General features: G+C 42.2%; 18 protein-coding genes. 2 read left to right on the top strand and 16 right to left on the bottom strand.

The genetic code is table 11. The features are described 5' to 3' along the window. Positions 1-47: 47 nt before the first annotated feature. The 5 genes from NSU11_RS05670 to NSU11_RS05650 all read right to left on the bottom strand — a co-directional run bounded on the left by NSU11_RS05670 (position 48) and on the right by NSU11_RS05650 (position 5,279). On the bottom strand, positions 48-1,070 hold the full coding sequence (locus tag NSU11_RS05670; RefSeq protein ID WP_024426487.1) for a dipeptide ABC transporter ATP-binding protein: 1,023 nt from the start codon (positions 1,068-1,070) through the stop codon (positions 48-50). Next, complete coding sequence (locus tag NSU11_RS05665; RefSeq protein WP_025093401.1) at positions 1,067-2,047, bottom strand: ABC transporter ATP-binding protein; 981 nt, start codon at positions 2,045-2,047, stop codon at positions 1,067-1,069. Before NSU11_RS05665 ends, NSU11_RS05670 begins: the two co-directional genes overlap by 4 nt. 149 nt (positions 2,048-2,196) lie before the next feature. Then, positions 2,197-3,000 (bottom strand): DUF2268 domain-containing protein, encoded by an 804-nt coding sequence (locus NSU11_RS05660; protein WP_268436410.1) that lies wholly within the window; start codon positions 2,998-3,000, stop codon positions 2,197-2,199. A 77-nt stretch (positions 3,001-3,077) separates the two neighbouring features. Further along, entirely contained in the window at positions 3,078-4,319 is a 1,242-nt protein-coding gene (gene fabF, locus NSU11_RS05655; RefSeq protein ID WP_024425051.1) for a beta-ketoacyl-ACP synthase II, read from the bottom strand. A gap of 21 nt (positions 4,320-4,340) precedes the next feature. Beyond that, positions 4,341-5,279 carry a beta-ketoacyl-ACP synthase III gene (locus NSU11_RS05650; RefSeq protein WP_024425052.1) on the bottom strand — a complete coding sequence of 313 codons (939 nt, stop codon included), beginning with the start codon at positions 5,277-5,279 and terminating at the stop codon, positions 4,341-4,343. Between the two features lie 171 nt (positions 5,280-5,450). Here NSU11_RS05650 and NSU11_RS05645 point away from each other — a divergent pair, with 171 nt between their 5' ends. Then, positions 5,451-5,684, top strand: a complete 234-nt coding sequence (locus NSU11_RS05645) for a hypothetical protein (RefSeq protein ID WP_024426489.1) — start codon at positions 5,451-5,453, stop codon at positions 5,682-5,684. A 9-nt stretch (positions 5,685-5,693) separates the two neighbouring features. Here NSU11_RS05645 and NSU11_RS05640 read toward each other — a convergent pair whose 3' ends face one another. The 4 genes from NSU11_RS05640 to NSU11_RS05625 all read right to left on the bottom strand — a co-directional run bounded on the left by NSU11_RS05640 (position 5,694) and on the right by NSU11_RS05625 (position 8,347). Then, positions 5,694-5,891, bottom strand: coding sequence for a ComZ family protein (locus NSU11_RS05640; protein ID WP_024425054.1), 198 nt, complete (start codon positions 5,889-5,891; stop codon positions 5,694-5,696). Positions 5,892-5,903: 12 nt separating this feature from the next. Then, entirely contained in the window at positions 5,904-6,866 is a 963-nt protein-coding gene (locus NSU11_RS05635) for a BMP family ABC transporter substrate-binding protein (RefSeq protein ID WP_024425055.1), read from the bottom strand. A 91-nt stretch (positions 6,867-6,957) separates the two neighbouring features. Then, positions 6,958-7,533 (bottom strand): nad binding enzyme, encoded by a 576-nt coding sequence (locus NSU11_RS05630; RefSeq protein ID WP_342493841.1) that lies wholly within the window; start codon positions 7,531-7,533, stop codon positions 6,958-6,960. Between the two features lie 73 nt (positions 7,534-7,606). Further along, positions 7,607-8,347, bottom strand: a complete 741-nt coding sequence (locus NSU11_RS05625; protein ID WP_024425057.1) for a hypothetical protein — start codon at positions 8,345-8,347, stop codon at positions 7,607-7,609. Between the two features lie 212 nt (positions 8,348-8,559). On the opposite strand from NSU11_RS05625, the gene NSU11_RS05620 reads away from it, so the two are divergent. Continuing rightward, positions 8,560-8,754 carry a YjzD family protein gene (locus NSU11_RS05620; RefSeq protein ID WP_003211779.1) on the top strand — a complete coding sequence of 65 codons (195 nt, stop codon included), beginning with the start codon at positions 8,560-8,562 and terminating at the stop codon, positions 8,752-8,754. A 110-nt stretch (positions 8,755-8,864) separates the two neighbouring features. Here NSU11_RS05620 and NSU11_RS05615 read toward each other — a convergent pair whose 3' ends face one another. The 7 genes from NSU11_RS05615 to argB form a co-directional block, all read right to left on the bottom strand. Beyond that, on the bottom strand, positions 8,865-10,130 hold the full coding sequence (locus NSU11_RS05615) for an MFS transporter (RefSeq protein WP_342493840.1): 1,266 nt from the start codon (positions 10,128-10,130) through the stop codon (positions 8,865-8,867). Positions 10,131-10,293: 163 nt separating this feature from the next. Then, the gene (locus tag NSU11_RS05610; RefSeq protein WP_008348517.1) at positions 10,294-10,473 is read right to left on the bottom strand and encodes a YjzC family protein; all 180 of its coding nucleotides are present in this window, start codon (positions 10,471-10,473) and stop codon (positions 10,294-10,296) included. Between the two features lie 102 nt (positions 10,474-10,575). Further along, positions 10,576-11,526: an ornithine carbamoyltransferase gene (argF, locus tag NSU11_RS05605; RefSeq protein ID WP_342493839.1), complete on the bottom strand. Its 951-nt coding sequence runs from the start codon at positions 11,524-11,526 to the stop codon at positions 10,576-10,578. After that, positions 11,523-14,603, bottom strand: coding sequence for a carbamoyl phosphate synthase large subunit (locus NSU11_RS05600; protein WP_342493838.1), 3,081 nt, complete (start codon positions 14,601-14,603; stop codon positions 11,523-11,525). The genes argF and NSU11_RS05600 overlap by 4 nt, the downstream gene beginning before the upstream one ends. After that, positions 14,596-15,657 (bottom strand): carbamoyl phosphate synthase small subunit, encoded by a 1,062-nt coding sequence (locus NSU11_RS05595; RefSeq protein ID WP_024425061.1) that lies wholly within the window; start codon positions 15,655-15,657, stop codon positions 14,596-14,598. The genes NSU11_RS05600 and NSU11_RS05595 overlap by 8 nt, the downstream gene beginning before the upstream one ends. Before the next feature lie 71 nt (positions 15,658-15,728). Then, positions 15,729-16,880 carry an acetylornithine transaminase gene (locus tag NSU11_RS05590; protein ID WP_024425062.1) on the bottom strand — a complete coding sequence of 384 codons (1,152 nt, stop codon included), beginning with the start codon at positions 16,878-16,880 and terminating at the stop codon, positions 15,729-15,731. After that, complete coding sequence (gene argB / locus NSU11_RS05585; protein WP_024425063.1) at positions 16,877-17,653, bottom strand: acetylglutamate kinase; 777 nt, start codon at positions 17,651-17,653, stop codon at positions 16,877-16,879. Before argB ends, NSU11_RS05590 begins: the two co-directional genes overlap by 4 nt. Between the last annotated feature and the right edge of the window lie 6 nt (positions 17,654-17,659).

The raw sequence follows: 17,659 nt of genomic DNA, 5'->3' as shown, positions 1-17,659 counted from the left end.
CGAATCCTGTTTCATCCCCCCTCTCAAAGATGAGATCATACACTTGATCAAGCGTTGTAGAGGTGGCAGGCAACAAAGTGGTTCGTTTTTAACTCCTGAAATGCTGGTACTTTTTCTTTACAGATTTCTTTCGCATGCGGGCATCTTGTATGAAATACGCAGCCTTTTGGCGGATTTGCAGGACTCGGCAAATCGCCTTGCAGCATAATGCGTTCTCTTTTCACCTGCCCTTTTTTACGGGTGACAGGAACGGAAGAAAGCAGAGCCTGTGTATACGGATGGAGCGGTTCATCGTACAGACTGTGCTTATCGGCAAGCTCCATCATTTTGCCGAGATACATGACGCCGACTCTATCGCTAATATGTCTGACCACACTTAAATCGTGAGAGATAAATAGATAGGTAAGGTCAAATTCCTCCTGAAGCTCCTCCATCAGATTAATAACCTGCGCCTGAATAGATACATCAAGTGCTGATACAGGCTCATCTGCGATGATCATGTCGGGATTCATGGCAAGCGCACGAGCGATGCCGATCCGCTGCCTCTGGCCGCCTGAAAATTCATGGGGATAGCGGTTTGCAAAGCTTGGATGAAGACCTACCTTTGATAAAAGCTGTTCTACTTTTTCATTTCTTTCTTTTAAGGAATATAAGTGATGTGTTTTGTAGGGTTCTTTGATGATGCTTCGAAGTGTTTTTCTAGGGTTGAGTGATGCAAAGGGATCTTGAAAAACCATTTGGATGTTTTTTCGTGTAGATTGTCTTAGCTTTGATTCTGACACGCGCGTGATGTCTTGCCCTTTAAAAAAGATTTGACCGTCGGTTGGTTCGTATAGGCGAATCATTGTCCGGCCTAGGGTGGATTTCCCGCATCCTGACTCCCCGACAATACCTAACGTTTCACCTTTATAAATCTTCAAGTCTATGCCGTCAACAGCTTTCACTGCACCGACTTTCTTCTGAAAGACGCCCGCTTTAATCGGAAAATGTTTTCGAATCTGTTTCAGTTCAAGGATCGTTTCTTTCTCTGGTAAGTCTGTTATTTGTGTTTGATTTTGAGCAAGTGTCATGTGTGGTCTGCCTCCTCATATAAGAAACATCTGACGCTTCTGCCATCTTCAAATGTTCTCAGCTTAGGCAGTTCTCCCAGGCAGCGTTCCTTCACTTGCGGACATCTAGGAGCAAAGCGGCAGCCGGCTGGAAGCTGATCTGGCGCAGGAACATTTCCTTTGATGGCTGTTAACGGCTGTATGTCTCCGTCAATGACAGGAATCGATTCAAGCAGCCCTTCTGTGTAAGGATGAAGCGGCTGTTCAAACAACTCTTCGACAGTCCCATTTTCAACAACCTGTCCGCAGTACATGACAATCACTCGATCTGCCACTTCAGACACGACACCTAAATCATGTGTGATAAGAAGAATAGATGTACCAAAGGTAGAGCATAAATCTTTCATTAAAGTGAGTACCTGTGCTTGAATGGTCACATCCAGGGCAGTTGTCGGTTCATCTGCAATGAGAAGCTTCGGATCACAGCTTAGCGCTATGGCAATCATCACTCTTTGCCGCATGCCGCCTGATAAACGATGCGGATAATCTTTCATGATTTGCTCCGGGCGGGAAAAACCAACAAGCTTCAGCAGATCAACCGCTTTTTTGACCGCTTCTTTTTTTGAAAGTTTTTTGTGATAGATGAGGATTTCTGTTATTTGTTCTCCGATGGTTAAGACGGGATTAAGTGAGGTCATGGGTTCCTGAAAGATCATAGATACATCATTACCACGGATGCTGCATAATTCCTTTTCACTATATGTAACAAGGTCCTTTCCATCAAGTTTGATGGAACCGTCCATAATTTTCCCGCCCGTGCCATGAATCAGACCCATAATGGATAAGGACGTAATGCTTTTGCCAGACCCAGACTCACCGACTAATGCGACAGTTTCTCCTCTGTTGATGCTGAAATCAACGCCATCCACAGCAGGTATCGGTTCCTTTTTTCGAAAAAAATATGTTTTTAAGTTTTGCACTTCAAGCAGCGTGCTCATTCATTCGCCCCTTTCTCCTTAGATCAATAGAATCGAACCTGAATATTCTGTATTTTAAAAATAAAAAGAATTATTTGTATATTATTACATCGTTATGACGAAATCAAGAAGTATTTAGTAAATTTGTAATATGTCTCTTTTTATGTGAATTATTCACTTTGTGATTCTATTGCCTTTAAAAAGGTTTCTGCTGGCTCTGCAATCATAGATTCCTCGCTGATTCGGTGCTCATTGAAATATTTTTTCACGATATAAAACCCGGTAGCGTAACCAAGCATTTTAGGGTAGTTCCCTTTTCCATAAAGAAGATTCTGTATCAGCCTTTCGTCGTCCTGGACTCTTTGATCAAGATGACTGGATACCCATTTCTTGTACATACGCTGAAGCTGTTCTTCGCTATAGAAGGTGGTCCATTTCGCTGTATAGTTTTCTCCATATCTATGATACACAGCATATTCAGCGAGCCCCTCCATCATGATTGTATCGAGGAATGTAAAGTCTTTTTCTTCTTTTGAGAGAAAATGCAGCCTGCATACATGGTGATATTCATGAGTCAGCAATGTACCGATTCGCTCCTTCGGGGTATTTGGAGACAAAAAAAGAAAGACCTTGTCATCAAATGCCATGCCGGATTGATAATAAAATTGCTCTCTGATTTCTCTGCTGCTCTCATTGACAGGTAAAATAAACACAGGAATGTCTGGACCTTCCCACTGCTTTTGAAGCGTTTGATATTCTTTCATGACAAGCTTGAAGTACCCTTTTTCCTTGAGCTTGTCGATTATGTTTTTGCACGAGCTCCAAGACCGAACCATCCCGTGATGCTGCAGGTGAGCGAGGATAGACGACCATTCTTTTTCCTCGGCCCCTTTAAAATAAGGAACAAAGCGCGCTGCAAGCTCCTGAAATGATGATGATTGATGAATGAGATATTGTGTATTGATCAGACCCATACCGCTGAACACCTCCATTTTCATCATATGCAAAAAAGCGGCGATCTGTTTATCGACCGCCGCTTTCTCAGCAAGTATTATGCTTCATATTTTTTGAAAATAATTGTCGCATTATGCCCGCCAAAACCAAGTGAGTTACTTAAAGCCACTTGTACTTCTTTTGAACGTGCTTCATTTGCTACATAATCAAGATCACATTCTTCATCCGGTGTTTCAAGATTAATGGTTGGAGGAAGGACGCTGTCTTTAATCGCAAGAACAGAGAAAATGGCTTCTACTCCGCCTGCTGCGCCAAGTAAGTGACCTGTCATTGATTTTGTCGAACTGATCGCAAGCTTGTTTGCATGCTCTCCGAACACTTCTTTAATCGCCATTGTTTCAAATTTATCATTGTAAGGTGTGCTTGTACCGTGGGCATTGATATAATCAATGTCTTCCACAGACAAACCTGCATCTCGAATCGCTTCTTTCATTGCACGGACGCCGCCTTCTCCATTTGGAGCTGGTGCTGTTATATGGTAGGCATCTCCAGTTGAACCATAACCAACGATTTCTGCATAAATGGTCGCACCACGTTTTAAGGCATGCTCAAGTTCTTCAAGAACAATAATCCCTGCACCCTCACCCATGACAAATCCGTCACGGTTTTTGTCGAATGGACGGCTTGCTGTCTTTGGATCAGGATTTGTCGAAAGGGCTTTGTTCGCACAGAAGCCTGCAAACGACATTTTTGTTAATGGCGCTTCTGTTCCGCCTGTGATCATCGCATCTGCATCGCCGCGCTGAATAACTTTAAATGCATCACCAATTGAGTTTGTTCCTGTTGCACATGCTGTCACTGTACAAGAGTTAACCCCTTTTGCGCCAAGTGCAATAGAGATTTGGCCTGTCGCCATATCAGGAATCATCATTGGGACGAAGAATGGACTGACGCGTCTTGCCCCTTTATTTGAATACACTTCGAACTGCTCTTCAAATGTTTCAAGTCCGCCAATACCAGACCCAACCCATACACCAACACGCGGTGCGATTTCATCTGTGATTTCAAGACGTGAATCTTCCAGCGCTTTTTGAGCAGCAACGACTGCATATTGCGTGAAGCGTGCCATTTTTCGCGCTTCTTTTTTCTCCATGTAATCTTCAATGTTAAAATCTTTTAGTTCTGCCGCTACTTTTGCGGTATATTCACTTGAATCGACACGTGTAATCGGTCCAACCCCTGATACACCCGCTAAAGCATTTTTCCATGTTGACTCTACATCGTTGCCAAGTGGTGTCAAAGCACCTAATCCTGTAACAACTACTCGTTTTTTATCCATTAATTTGTGCACCCCACTCTTTTATCGGCCCCATCGCATAGCGATTGCGCCCCAAGTTAATCCGCCACCAAAACCAACCATTACAATCACATCGCCGTCATGAATTTTTCCGGCTTCGATTTCTTCACATAGTGAAATTGGAATGGATGCTGCTGATGTGTTTCCATATTTATGGACAGTCTTCGACATTTTTTCAACTGGAAGCTCTAAGCGTTCACGTGCTGCTTCCATAATGCGAATATTTGCTTGATGCGGGATCAAGAAATCAACGTCTTCTTTTGATAGTCCAGCTTTTTCAATGACATTTACACTTGACTCGCCCATTTGTCTTACAGCAAATTTAAATACTTCTCGTCCATTCATGATTGTATGATCTTTTTCATCTAAGTACAAGTGCTTCCCGCCGCTTCCATCTGCTCCAAGTTCAAATGATAGAATTCCTTTACCTTCGCTGACTTCTCCCAGCACAGCAGCTCCAGCTCCATCTCCAAACAAAACAGCTGTATTGCGGTCATCCCAGTCGGTAATACGAGAAAGCTTTTCAACACCGACGACAAGCACGTGTTTGTAAGTTCCTGATTCGATAAATTGTTTTCCAGTAACAAGCCCATACATAAAGCCAGCACACGCAGCGCTAATATCCATTGCACATGCTTTATGTGCACCGAGCTGCTCTTGAATCATACAAGCAACTGTCGGAAATGCTTGATCTGGCGTGACTGTCGCCACAAGAATCATATCGATATCTTCTGCAGCCACATCTGCGTCAGCTAATGCTTTTTTCGCAGCAGCAAGCGCCATATGAGATGTATTGACATCATCAGATGCAATTCTTCTTTCTTCTATACCTGTTCTAGTACGAATCCACTCGTCAGAAGTTTCAACCATTTTTTCTAAATCATGATTTGTTAATACTTTTTCAGGTATATAGCGGCCAAGGCCAATAATTCCAGCATTCATTGAATAAGACTCCTTTTACTCATACGAGCATGTGATATTGTGATCTTATATTAGTATCTGGTACTAATTTTACCTTATTTTTTTCTTCTTGGCAATACAAACGTCTAACCTTTCCTCTCACTTTTTTCATAGATTAATGATATATACCAATAGTAGAAAGGAACATGTGATATGGCGCAAAAAGATATTTTCTCAGCAATGATGTTTGGACAGCCGCTTGAAAAGGAGAAAAGCAAGACAGAGGCAAAGGAGGAACGTGCGGAGACATCTTCAAGTGAGGACTCAATTGACTACATGCATGTCATGAATCAAATTGGGAACATTATGAACTCCATCGATGAGCTGAAGCCTGTGTTTAAAGATGTTGGTCCTATGATTAGTGCCTTCAAGAAAAAATTATCATAAAAAAAGCCACTATTCTGTGGCTTTTTCTGATTCTGCATCTGCTTTTCCAAGCTCGTATGCTTCTTGCATGACAGATGTAAACAATGTTAGAAGCGGCTGAAGTGCTTCAGGCTCAAGCTGAATCCCTGCTTTATCTAACTCTTCCTTCGCCTGCGGAAAATACTTCATGGCAATTTGTAAAAATTCCATCGATTTTTCGTGCTGCATGTCGTCGTCTCCTCACTTTTCATTTGGCAGTTTACCTGTTTTTTTGTATGACGCAATATCACTTTCAATGTCTTTCACAAAAGCGTCGTCAATGGTGGAACTAAATTTCCCCATCTCGACCACTCCTTCTTTAAAATCAAAGGAGTACTCATCTTGTTCATTTAGCTTGCCTTCATTAAACTTCTTTGCAATGATACTATACGCTTTATCAACATGCTGTACAGTGCTCGTTAAAACTGTATGGCTGCCGAGGTTGGATTGATCGGTGACGTACCCGATCGCTGATAAATTATCGGCTTTGATTTGTTCAATGACAGGGATATTATAACCATCACCTGCTGGATACACAACATCAACGCCCTGCTTTTTTAATTTTTGATAGAGCTCCACCGCTTTGTCAGCATCATCCCAGTTTTCGACAAACTCTGCTAATACTTGTACATGTTCATCTTGATATTTTGCTCCTTTGATAAAGCCGTCTACTTCACTTTGCCAATCATATGTAGCAAGAATACCAATCTTTTTTGTTTTTGACATATGTGCAGCTGTCATGCCTCCGAAAAAGCCCATCGCTTCACCTTTAAACGTCACGTTTGTGACATTGCCCGCCTGAGGCTTGTTTCCATTGACCGTAATAAATTGTATGTTTGGATAATCTTCACTGATCAAGTTAAAAATTTCACTGTATTCATTGCCATGGCCAATAATCAAATTGACTCCTTTTTTATGGAATTCTTCAATGGCATCAACGATTTTCTCCTTGTCGACCATTCCTTCCTTATAATAAACATCTACACCAAATGTTGATTGGATACTTAATAAGCCTTTATAACCTTTCGTTCCCCAAACTTGATCATTGATCGTATCGGGGACGAGTAAACCCACCTTCTCAATTTTTCCTTTTAAAGGCGCCTGCGAGCAGGCAGATAATAGAAGAAGGAACGAAAAGATCATGACAAGCCGCTGGTACTTCATGCCATGTTCAACTCCCTTTTACAACATGCAGTGATGAACCTGTATGTTAAATATAGGTTTATTTTATACTGAAAAAAGATAAGATGGAAGATCATTCTTGCTTTTTGTCGAAAAATGTTGAGTTTTGTCTTTTCCATTCTGCAATCATGTCTTCTGCTTGTTTGTCATCTGTTTGGCTTTCTACCTTCAATTCATACGTCATGTCCTGTCTTTGACCTGTGTCCGATGCCCATTTTAACAATTCCTTTGCCACATCTTCTACAAAAAGTGAATCTGCACGCTTTGTTTGATCTTCATTGAGTGTCCATGGTCCGAACATGCGAGGAAGAATCACTGCCGGCACATTCTGTTTCGCTGATTCGTTTTCAGGTTTTTCATAAAGAATCTGGTACATGCCATGCTCTGCTTTGATGTCTTTCTGCCTGTTATGCGGTTCCTCTGATTGAATAAAAATGAGGTCATACGTGTCTTTGCTATCCTGAAGGTCAATGACACGAACGAGATCATTTCTGCCCAGCCACATCATCCGCTCTTCTAACAGTGCCTTTTGTTCTTCTTTAAGATCATGAGGACACGTGATATCCACTTGAATGCCCTCTTTCATCATATATTCACAAAGTGTCAGGCCAAAAAACTCATCTGCTCCTATGATCAGTCCTGTTTCCATGTTCACGTCCCCTTTTTTAATATCGAATAAAAAGAAGAGCCCTTTCTATGAAGGGCTGTTATCATCCTATTCATCACAATTCTCTTTCATGCGATTTATAAAACTTGTGAATGGATTGAAAGATTCTTCTCGGATGATCAAACATATGCAGCGTGAGATCGACCTGACAATGTTCTGGATTTTTCATATGCTGATCAATAAAAGGCTTTGCGTGAAGTTCATATGCATAAGGTGCGCCGTTTAGCCTTTGCCATATATGAATCGGCACATGAGCAGAATGAACAGGACAAGAAGGCAGTGGATACGTTTCAGCTTCCTTTTCAGAACAGCCATAGCTCTCTGCTAACTCTTTGAGCAGCTGCTTATAAAAGAATTTGTGTTCCTTTTCTCTTTCTCGTTGTGCATCCAGATTCAGACATGGATTCACCATCGCAATGGACCTTAGTACTTCAGGCATCTCCTCAGCAAGGCTCATGGCAACAAGTGCACCCATTCCCTCTGCGAGCACATGAATTTCCCGGTTTAATATTTCTTGTTTTAGTGTGTGATGCACGAGCTGCTTGGCGCTAAAAACAGCATCTTCGCATCCCCAGTGATTCCCATGAAGATGACTATTAAACAATGTATATCCTTCATCCTTTAAGGCAGTTAAAAGCTGGTTTCTTCCATAATGCTGAAGCCAGAATGATGTATTTTCCTGCACAAAGTGATTTCGGTCACCGAGGATTAGAATGCCAAAGCCATTTGGTTTTTGAGGAAGGTGAATGATGTTCCACTGGGAACCAAGCTGGAAAAAACGTTCGCTTACACCCATATGGCCAGCCTCCTTTCAGTGATTCTGCTTTCTATGATATGAACAACAACTCTTGTAGGAATAAGGAAATCCCCTAAAGACAGAAGAATTCTTTTTATTTTTATAGCAGAAGGTCTCAAAATGGTCACATAAAGGCGGAAAACAGTCTTTTCCCTTCACTTGCATCTATGGTATGATAATCAATAGATTGTTACATAAAGGACGGTGGGATTATGCATTATATTATCACCCTCATTTGGACTTTTCTGCTGACACATATGGCTGGTTACATCGTTGCCTCTATGAATGGAGCTGCTTATGATTTTACGCTCACTTCCATTCTTGCAGTTGTGTTTACGGTTATTTTATTCATCTTTGCTGAAGTAAGTCCAATGAAAGAAACGGAAAGTTCAACAAAACATTCTTAATATGACTTGTGAAAAAGAGCTAAATTGATGTTTAGCTCTTTTTTCTTTTTGCAGAGTGATTGCGGCACGCTAAAACCCCCTGCCTTAAACATACAGGGGGTTTTTATTGTTTATACCTCGACGGTTTCGGACTTCTGTTTGTCCGCTGTCAAATGGCTTTTCGCAAGCCCTGTAAACAGGAAGATCGCGATACCTGATAAAATTTCAAGGATTCCTCCGCCAGCAATGACAGGTCCCGCTCCAAATCTTTCTGCCAGGACGCCTGATACGACAGCTGCAAGCGGGAGAAAGACATTTGATGAGGCATTGATCACAGCATATACTTGCGGCTGATCCTCTTGGTCAACAGATGTTTGAATAATGACCATTTCCGGCACATTGATCGCACTGACAGCAGCTCCGAAAATAAAGGAAGCAAGCAGAACAACCGGCAGCCATGTACTCATCCCTGTAATAAAGAATGCAGCCCCTTCAATCATGCCAGCGACAATAAAGAACAAACCAAATCTCTTAATTTTCACTTTTGCCAGAGCAAAGCCCATCATAAACGCGCCAACTGCGGCAACACCTCTTAAAATGGAATACACCATGGAGTCGCTTTGCAGCGCTTCTGCTACGTATACCGCTGACAGTGCCTGCCACGGAGCTGCTGCGACATTCATTAAGATACAATACAGCGTGAGCGCAAATAAAATGTGATGGTTTTTGACAACGAGAAAACCTCTTTTTAAGTTATACAAATATGTATTCTTCGCTTGTTTAATGCCCGCTGCTTCTTCTTCATCAGTTTTCTTTAGTTTGACCCCGATAATAAACAGACCAGAAATCACAAATAAAGCAGTGGTGATCAGCAGAGTATCTGCAGGTCCAATTAATTTAACCAAAAGACCTGCCACCATGACTGCTGCAAGTGCAACAATCTCAAAAGAAGATTGCAGGATTGCATTTGCTTTTTGAATGAGATGCTTTGGAACAATCTGCGGTAAGATTGCCACCGAAGCTGGATTATAAGCTGCACCTGTTGCCGATTGAATAACCATTAATGAAATCAATAACCATAGAGGCAATAGATGCGAAAAGTGCAGAAGTGGAATAATGAGTACAATTGTTGCTCGAACAACATCTGAAGCGAACATCCATTTAGACAAATGGTGCTTTTTCATAAGAGGTCCTAATATTGGGGCTAACAAAGATGAAGGGAGAACAGTTACTGCTAGAAGAAGTCCTGTACCGAGCGCTCCATCCCCTCTTAAAATCAATAGCCAAAGGACGGATGTAAAAGCAAAACTTTCCCCTGTGTTTTTAATGAGTCTTGATATGAATAATGAGGTGAAGCGTTTATTCCAAACACTTTCACTGAGATTCATCTTTTCCATCACACAAATCCTTTCAACAATATATTACATATTTTACCTTAAGTTCTCTTTTTTTCATACTATTTATTTGAAAATTTGAACTTAATTGTTTTTTATTATAAAGAAAAAAGAGGCATGACACATGCCTCTAAAGTCTTATTCCTGCTGACTCTTAGTCAATTGCTTACGGCTTTCTTTGGTAGGTCCAAACACGATTATGGTTCGAGTTATCAGGAAAGACATCGCCTGCTTTAAGCTTAATCTTTAAAGGATCTTTCACCATACTTCCAGTTTCGCCGATCTCGATATACACACCATTATTCGGTGCTTTATTCCCTGATTTAAACTGATGCTGCTGACCCATTTTCATCCTCCTTTCTCGATTGATGTTATTATGTCCCGTCCCTTGGCTCTCCAATCCTTTATGCAAAAAGTCCCTGCTCATACGAGTCAGGGACACTTGGATTTATTTGGATGGTTGATACATAAGTTCTTTCATTAACGCTTTTTGCACATGCAGGCGGTTTTCTGCCTGTTGAAATACTTTTGATTGCGGCCCGTCAATAATATCTGCCGTCACTTCTTCCCCGCGATGTGCCGGGAGACAATGAAGGAAAATATAGTCCTTTGCTGCATGACTCATCAGTTCGTCATTGACTTGATATTCTTTAAATTCAGCAAGACGTTTCTCTGTTTCTGCTTCCTGCCCCATGCTTGTAAACACATCTGAATAAATAACATCTGCATCTTTTACAGCTGCAACAGGATCTGTTGTCACGGTCACTTCTGCGCCTGATTGTTTTGCAAACCCACGAGCAGTGTCTGTTACTTCTTGAAGTGGTTCATAGCCTTTTGGTGATGCAACCGCAATGTCACAGCCTAGCTGCGCACAGCCGACCATCAAGGAGTGCGCCACGTTATTTCCGTCACCGATATAGGCCACTTTGATTCCTTTTAAAGTACCTTTTGTTTCTTTAATGGTTAATAAATCAGCAAGCGCCTGACATGGATGTGAGTAGTCGGTTAATCCATTAATGACTGGAATAGACGCGTATTGTGCAAGCTCTTCAACCTTCTCATGTTCAAAGGTTCGAATCATAATACCGTCGACATAACCAGACAGCACCTGCGCTGTATCACTGATGGTTTCTCCTCTGCCAATTTGCAAATCACTTGAGCTGAGGAAGAGCGCATGTCCTCCTAGCTGCGTCATCCCCGCTTCAAACGAGACACGGGTTCTAGTTGAAGATTTTTCAAAGATCATCGCTAACGTTTTTCCTTTGAATAAATCTTGATATGGGTTTTGTTTCATTTCTTCCGCTTTTTCAATTAAATAAGCAATCTCATGGATTGAGAAATCTTTTAATGATAAAAAGTCTTTTCCGTATAATGCCGGTTGCACGTCGACTTGACTCATGCCGTCACTTCCTTTTTATATAATTCATGGAGCGATACTGGTGATACATCTCCATTTTTCCCTTGCAGGAATGCTTGAACTGTTTCATATTCGGTTAGGACTTGAACGCCGTGTGTGAGTGCTTTTACACGCTGCTCTTTTGCCTCTTCATCTTCTCCTAAATGAATATGAAGGGATTTATCTTCATTCTGCAGCCAAGATTCAAAGCTGCCAGTCCAGACGTCAAAGCCTGCATGCTTCGCTTCATCTATCAATTGATCGCTGCCTTGTATAAAGAGGCTTCCTTTTTGCTTCCAGATCGGCGCAAACACTTTTTTCAAGGCGCTTTCGGCGTTCTTGCCTACACACATTCCTTCTCCTGTCGCTTTCATTTCAGGTGTCAGCTTGAGGTCGATATCTTGAATGGCATGTGATGAGAACACTGGGAATTTGACCGCTGTCCCCCCTTTGTTTTTCGTTGCAGGGTTTAGTTCTTCAAGCGATGCACCGGCTAATAATTGAGTGGCCATTGGGATCATATCAATGCCCATTACCTTACTGACGACTGGTACAGTCCGGCTTGCCCGCGGATTCACTTCTAATACAAGCGCCTGATCCCCTTTGATGACAAATTGGATATTCATAATGCCCTTGAACGCTAATTTCTTCGCTATTTGTTCAGACGCAGTATGCACCTGCTGTTTGATGTCTTCACTGATTGAGATACTTGGTAAAATGGCAAAGCTGTCACCTGAGTGCACGCCCGCTTTCTCAATATGTTCTACGATGGTTGGAATGAACGCCTTTTTTCCGTCAGAAATAAGATCGACTTCAATTTCTTTTCCTGTGACGTACTCATCAATTAAGATTGGGTATGGTAAATGATCTGGCTGATCAAGCAGTGACGCCAAATGTGCTTCTGACTGAACAACGATCATTCCCATTCCGCCAATGACATACGATGGGCGAATTAATACAGGGTAACCGATGCTTTTCGCATGTACGAGTGCTTCTTCTTTTGAATGAGCCGTATCTCCTTTTGCGTGAGGAAGATTCAGTTCATCAAGAAGCTGATAGAATAAATTACGGTCTTCAAGTGCATCCAGCGTATCAAAGGACGTACCTAACAACGTGACACCGGCTTTTTCCAAGCCTTCTGCGACATTGATTGCAGTCTGTCCGCCAAATTGGACAATGACAAAATCAATCTGTTCTGCTTCCACAACGTTTAGGATGTGCTCTAATGTAATCGGCTCAAAATATAAACGATCGGCAATCTCATAATCAGTACTGACTGTTTCTGGATTGTTGTTCATCATGATGGTTTCAAATCCAAGCTTTTGCAAGGTCAGAACGCCATGAACGGCACTGTAATCAAACTCGACCCCCTGCCCGATTCGGATCGGACCAGAGCCAATGATGAGTGCACGCTGCTTTGTTTTTTCTTGATGTTCACCATCGCTTTTGCCGAAGTAGGTGGAATAGAAGTAATTCGTTTTTGCATCAAATTCCGCCGCACATGTGTCAACAATTTTAAATGAAGCAGCAATGCCGTATTCTTGACGAAGCTGCCTGATTGACTCTTCCGTGTGACCCGTAAGAAGAGCAATCGTTTCATCAAGGAAACCCTTTTCCTTTACCTTTTTCAAGGTATCTTTTGATAACGTCCCCTTATGATCTTTCAATTCTTGTTCGAGCGTAATCATATTCTGAAACACATGTAAGAAGAATCGATCAATTTTCGTCGTTTGATGAATCGTTTCAACCGTTTCTTGTCTTGAAAGAAGCTCCATAACAGCGAAAAACCGGCGATCGTCTGGTGTTTTGATGAGTTCAAATAATTGTTCTGTCGATTGCTCTTTCAGTTCTGGAAGGTGGAAGCCCTTCGTTTTAATTTCAAGTGATGCAACTGCTTTTTGAATGGCTGACTCTAAATTCCGATCAATCGCCATGACTTCGCCAGTGGCCTTCATTTTTGTGCCTAATTGACGATCTGCCTGTTTAAATTTATCAAACGGCCAGCGCGGGAATTTCACGACAACATAATCGAGTGCCGGCTCAAAACTAGCATAGGTTGTGCCTGTGAGAGGGTTTTTCAATTCGTCTAGCGTATAACCCACCGCAAGCTTAGCTGCCATTTTCGCAATCGGATAGCCTGTTGCTTTTGATGCAAGAGCGGAAGAACGGCTGACCCGAGGATTCACCTCAATGACAAAGTATTCTTTACTGAGTGGATCAAGGGCAAATTGGATGTTGCAGCCACCGACTACATCCAGCGCTGAAATGATTTTCAAGCTTGCAGAACGGAGCATTTGGTAATCCTGATCTGTTAATGTTTGGGAAGGTGCAACGACAATCGAGTCTCCTGTATGCACACCAACTGGATCGATATTTTCCATGTTGCATACCGTGATACACGTATTTTGACGGTCTCTCATGACCTCATATTCAACTTCTTTAAAGCCAGCTATGCTTTTTTCAACTAAACACTGGTGAATTGGACTCGCTAAAAGAGCTCCTTCAATGAGCGGCTTAAACGCCTCTTCTGTTAGAGCGATTCCGCCGCCTTTACCGCCAAGTGTGTATGCTGGTCTTAGGATAACTGGGAAGCCGACTTCTTTTGCAAATTGAAGAGCATCTTCCGCATTATCCACAATTTCACTATCTGGCACAGGTTCGTTCAAATGCTTCATGAGAGCACGGAATTTCTCTCGATCTTCACCGTTTTCAATGGTTTCAACTGACGTTCCGAGCAGGGTCACCCCATGCTTTTTCAGCACACCGGCTTTTTCCAGCTCGACAGCAAGGTTTAAAGCCGTCTGTCCGCCAAGGTTGGCTAAAAGACCATCTGGTTTTTCCTTTTCAATGATTCTTGTCACTGAATCAACTGAAAGCGGTTCAAAATAGATTTCATCAGCAAATGACTCGTCTGTCATAATGGTTGCTGGGTTATTATTCACTAAGATGACTTTGTAGCCTTCTTCTTTTAAGGCCATACATCCTTGTGTTCCTGAGTAATCAAATTCTGCTGCCTGACCAATGATGATTGGACCAGACCCGATGACTAGAATGGTTTGTATGCTTTGATCTTTAGGCATGTGCGACTTCTCTCCTTGCTTGTTTCACTTTCTCAATAAAATCATCGAATACCCATTCACTTTCAGCAGGCCCTGGGTGTGCTTCTGGATGAAATTGAACTGACATAATCAGCTTTTCTTTATGAATGAATCCTTCTACAGATCCATCATTGACATGAAGGAATTTCACGTCCACTTCTTTGTCATTCATGCTTTTTTCATTCACAACATAGCTATGGTTCTGACTTGTCATAAAGACACGTTTGGATTCTGTATCCTGGACAGGATGATTTGCTCCCCTGTGGCCAAATGGCAGCTTATACGTATCTCCGCCAAGTGCAAGAGCGATTAATTGGTGACCTAGGCAGATCCCAAGTGTCGGAAATGACATCATAATGTCATGAATTGTTTTTAAATACGGTGTCATGGTTTTCGGGTCTCCAGGTCCGTTTGACAAGAGGATCGCATCCGGCTTAATCTCAAATACCTTTTCCATTTGTTTATATGGAATGACGGTTACTTTACAGCCGCGTGCTGCAAGCGAATCTGCAATTGATTTTTTAAAGCCAAAATCAATGAGCGCCACATGTTCTTCACCGCTGCCTTGTGTGTAAATCTCACTATCTGTCACCTGTGCGACGACATTGTCTTGTTTCATTGCAGGCGGTGTTTCGTTTTCGTCTACACTGAGCACAGCGTTCATCGTTCCATTTGCCCGGATGTTTTGCACGACTGCGCGCGTATCTGTATGTGTCAGAAGCGGGATATTCCACTTTTGTAAATAATCTTTTAAGCTGACCGCTGCAAGATGATGTGAAAAATGCTCTGCTGCCTCGTACACAACCACCGCTTTTACTTGAGGCTTCTTGCTCTCAAAGTCTTCATGGTTAATGCCGTAATTTCCGATCAGCGGATATGTGAAAACAATGATCTGACCTTTATAGGAAGGATCTGTGAGCACCTCTTGATAACCTGTCATACCTGTAAAAAAGACCACTTCACCTGTGATGCCAGCTTCTCCTGTCAGATCTCCTTCAAAAGAGGCTCCATCTTCTAAATTTAAATAACCTTTCATGCTTATGTCACCCCAAAAATTGAATAATTAATGATACAAATGTATTTTTATACGTTCGTTTGTAAAAAAATTTACACCGAAACTGTTTTATTGGCTAATACTTGAACAATTGCTTCGATCGCTTGATCCAGCTCTGCTTTCTTCACATTCAGCGGAGGTAATAAACGAATGACATTCGGACCAGCTGGAAGCACCAGCAGCCCTTGTTCTCTAAGAGCTGTGATATAGCCGGCGACTGGCTGATCACATTCAATACCTGCCATCAATCCTTTTCCCCGCACTTCTTTTACGATATTCAGCTGTTTGACATTTTGCAGCTTTTCTAACAGGTAATCACCCTTTTCTTTCACTTCTGAAAGAAACTCTTCTTTGAAAATGACATCGAGTGTCGCATTCACAGCGGCCATGGCGAGCATATTCCCACCAAATGTTGTACCATGTGAACCTGGAGAGAATGCATCTCCTAGAGCTTTTTTCCCTATGACTGCACCAACTGGAAAGCCGTTTCCTAACCCTTTTGCTGCTGAGATAATATCAGGGTCAAGACACGTCTCTTCGTACGCAAATGCAGTTCCTGTACGACCGATGCCTGTTTGAATTTCATCTACAATCAGCAGTGCTTCATGCTTTTTGCAAAATGCTTGAACGGCTTCAAGGAATGCTGGTGTCGCTGGATTCACTCCACCTTCACCTTGCACAACCTCCAGCATCACTGCTGCCACATCATCGACTGCACAGGCTGACATAGCGTCTGGATCATTAAACGGTACGTAGTGAAAGCCTTCTAGCATAGGGCCAAAGCCAGTTTTGATTTTATCTTGACCTGTGGCAGCCATACCAGCATACGTGCGCCCATGGAAAGAGTGCAAAAATGTGACGATATTTGTTTTCCCTGTCGCTTTACGTGCTAATTTAATGGCACCTTCATTTGCCTCTGCCCCGCTATTACAGAAAAACACGAGATCCCCTGAACTGTTTGCTGCAAGCTTTTCTGCTGCTTTTTCTTGCAGTCCATTTTCAAATAGATTCGATACATGCCAGACGTGGTCAAGCTGTTCCTTAATGGCCTCATTGACCTTTGGGTGATTGTGGCCTAAATTTGTAACAGCAATGCCTTGTATAAAGTCTAAATATTTTTTTCCATTTGTATCGATTGCCCAAGAACCTGCTGCCTCTTTAATTTCAACATTCCACCGTCCATAGTTTTGAAAAAGATGACTCACAGGACCGCCTCCTTTTGTTTCACGATTCTTGTTCCTATAAAGGTTTCTCCTGTAAAGATACTGCCTTTGCCATTTACGATCATCACTTCATCTACATCACCTGATAAAGCACTCAAAGCGGATTGTACTTTTGGAATCATTCCCCCGGAAATAATGCCTTCATCAATGAGTGAAAGGGCTTCTTGTTCTGTGACGACATCTAATAGTTCACCATTTTTTAAAATGCCTTCAACATCTGTGACAAACATGAGCTTATCAGCTTTCATAGCTCCGGCGACAGCTGATGCAGCTAAATCAGCATTCACATTTAAGGTTTGGCATTCTTCCGTCATAGACAGCGGCGCAATCACAGGAATGAATTGTTTCTCCATGAGTGCTTCTGCCATTTCTGGATGAACTTCTTTGATTTCACCAACGTACCCGTAAACGTCTTGATCAAGGAAATCGGCGACAAGCATCTGCCCATCTTTACCGGATACGCCGACAGATGATATATCATGCTTTGCAAGCTCTGACACAAAGTATTTATTGACTGTTCCTGAGAGAACCATTTCGGCTACCTCTAACACAGGCTTCGTTGTTTTACGCTGACCGTCAACAAATTCTGTTTTCACTTCTAATTTTTGCAACATGTCGGTGATCTCAGGTCCTCCGCCATGCACGATAGCCAGCTTAAATCCAGCAGCTTGAAGTGAGCGGACATTCTCATAAAAGGTATCTGAAAGTTCTCGAATGACACTGCCTCCACACTTGAACACGATCGTTTTATTCATGTCTAT

The organism is Bacillus sp. FSL R5-0712 (assembly GCF_038593285.1).
GTDB lineage: Bacteria > Bacillota > Bacilli > Bacillales > Bacillaceae > Bacillus > Bacillus safensis.
This window is presented reverse-complemented; position numbering and strand designations above follow the sequence as displayed.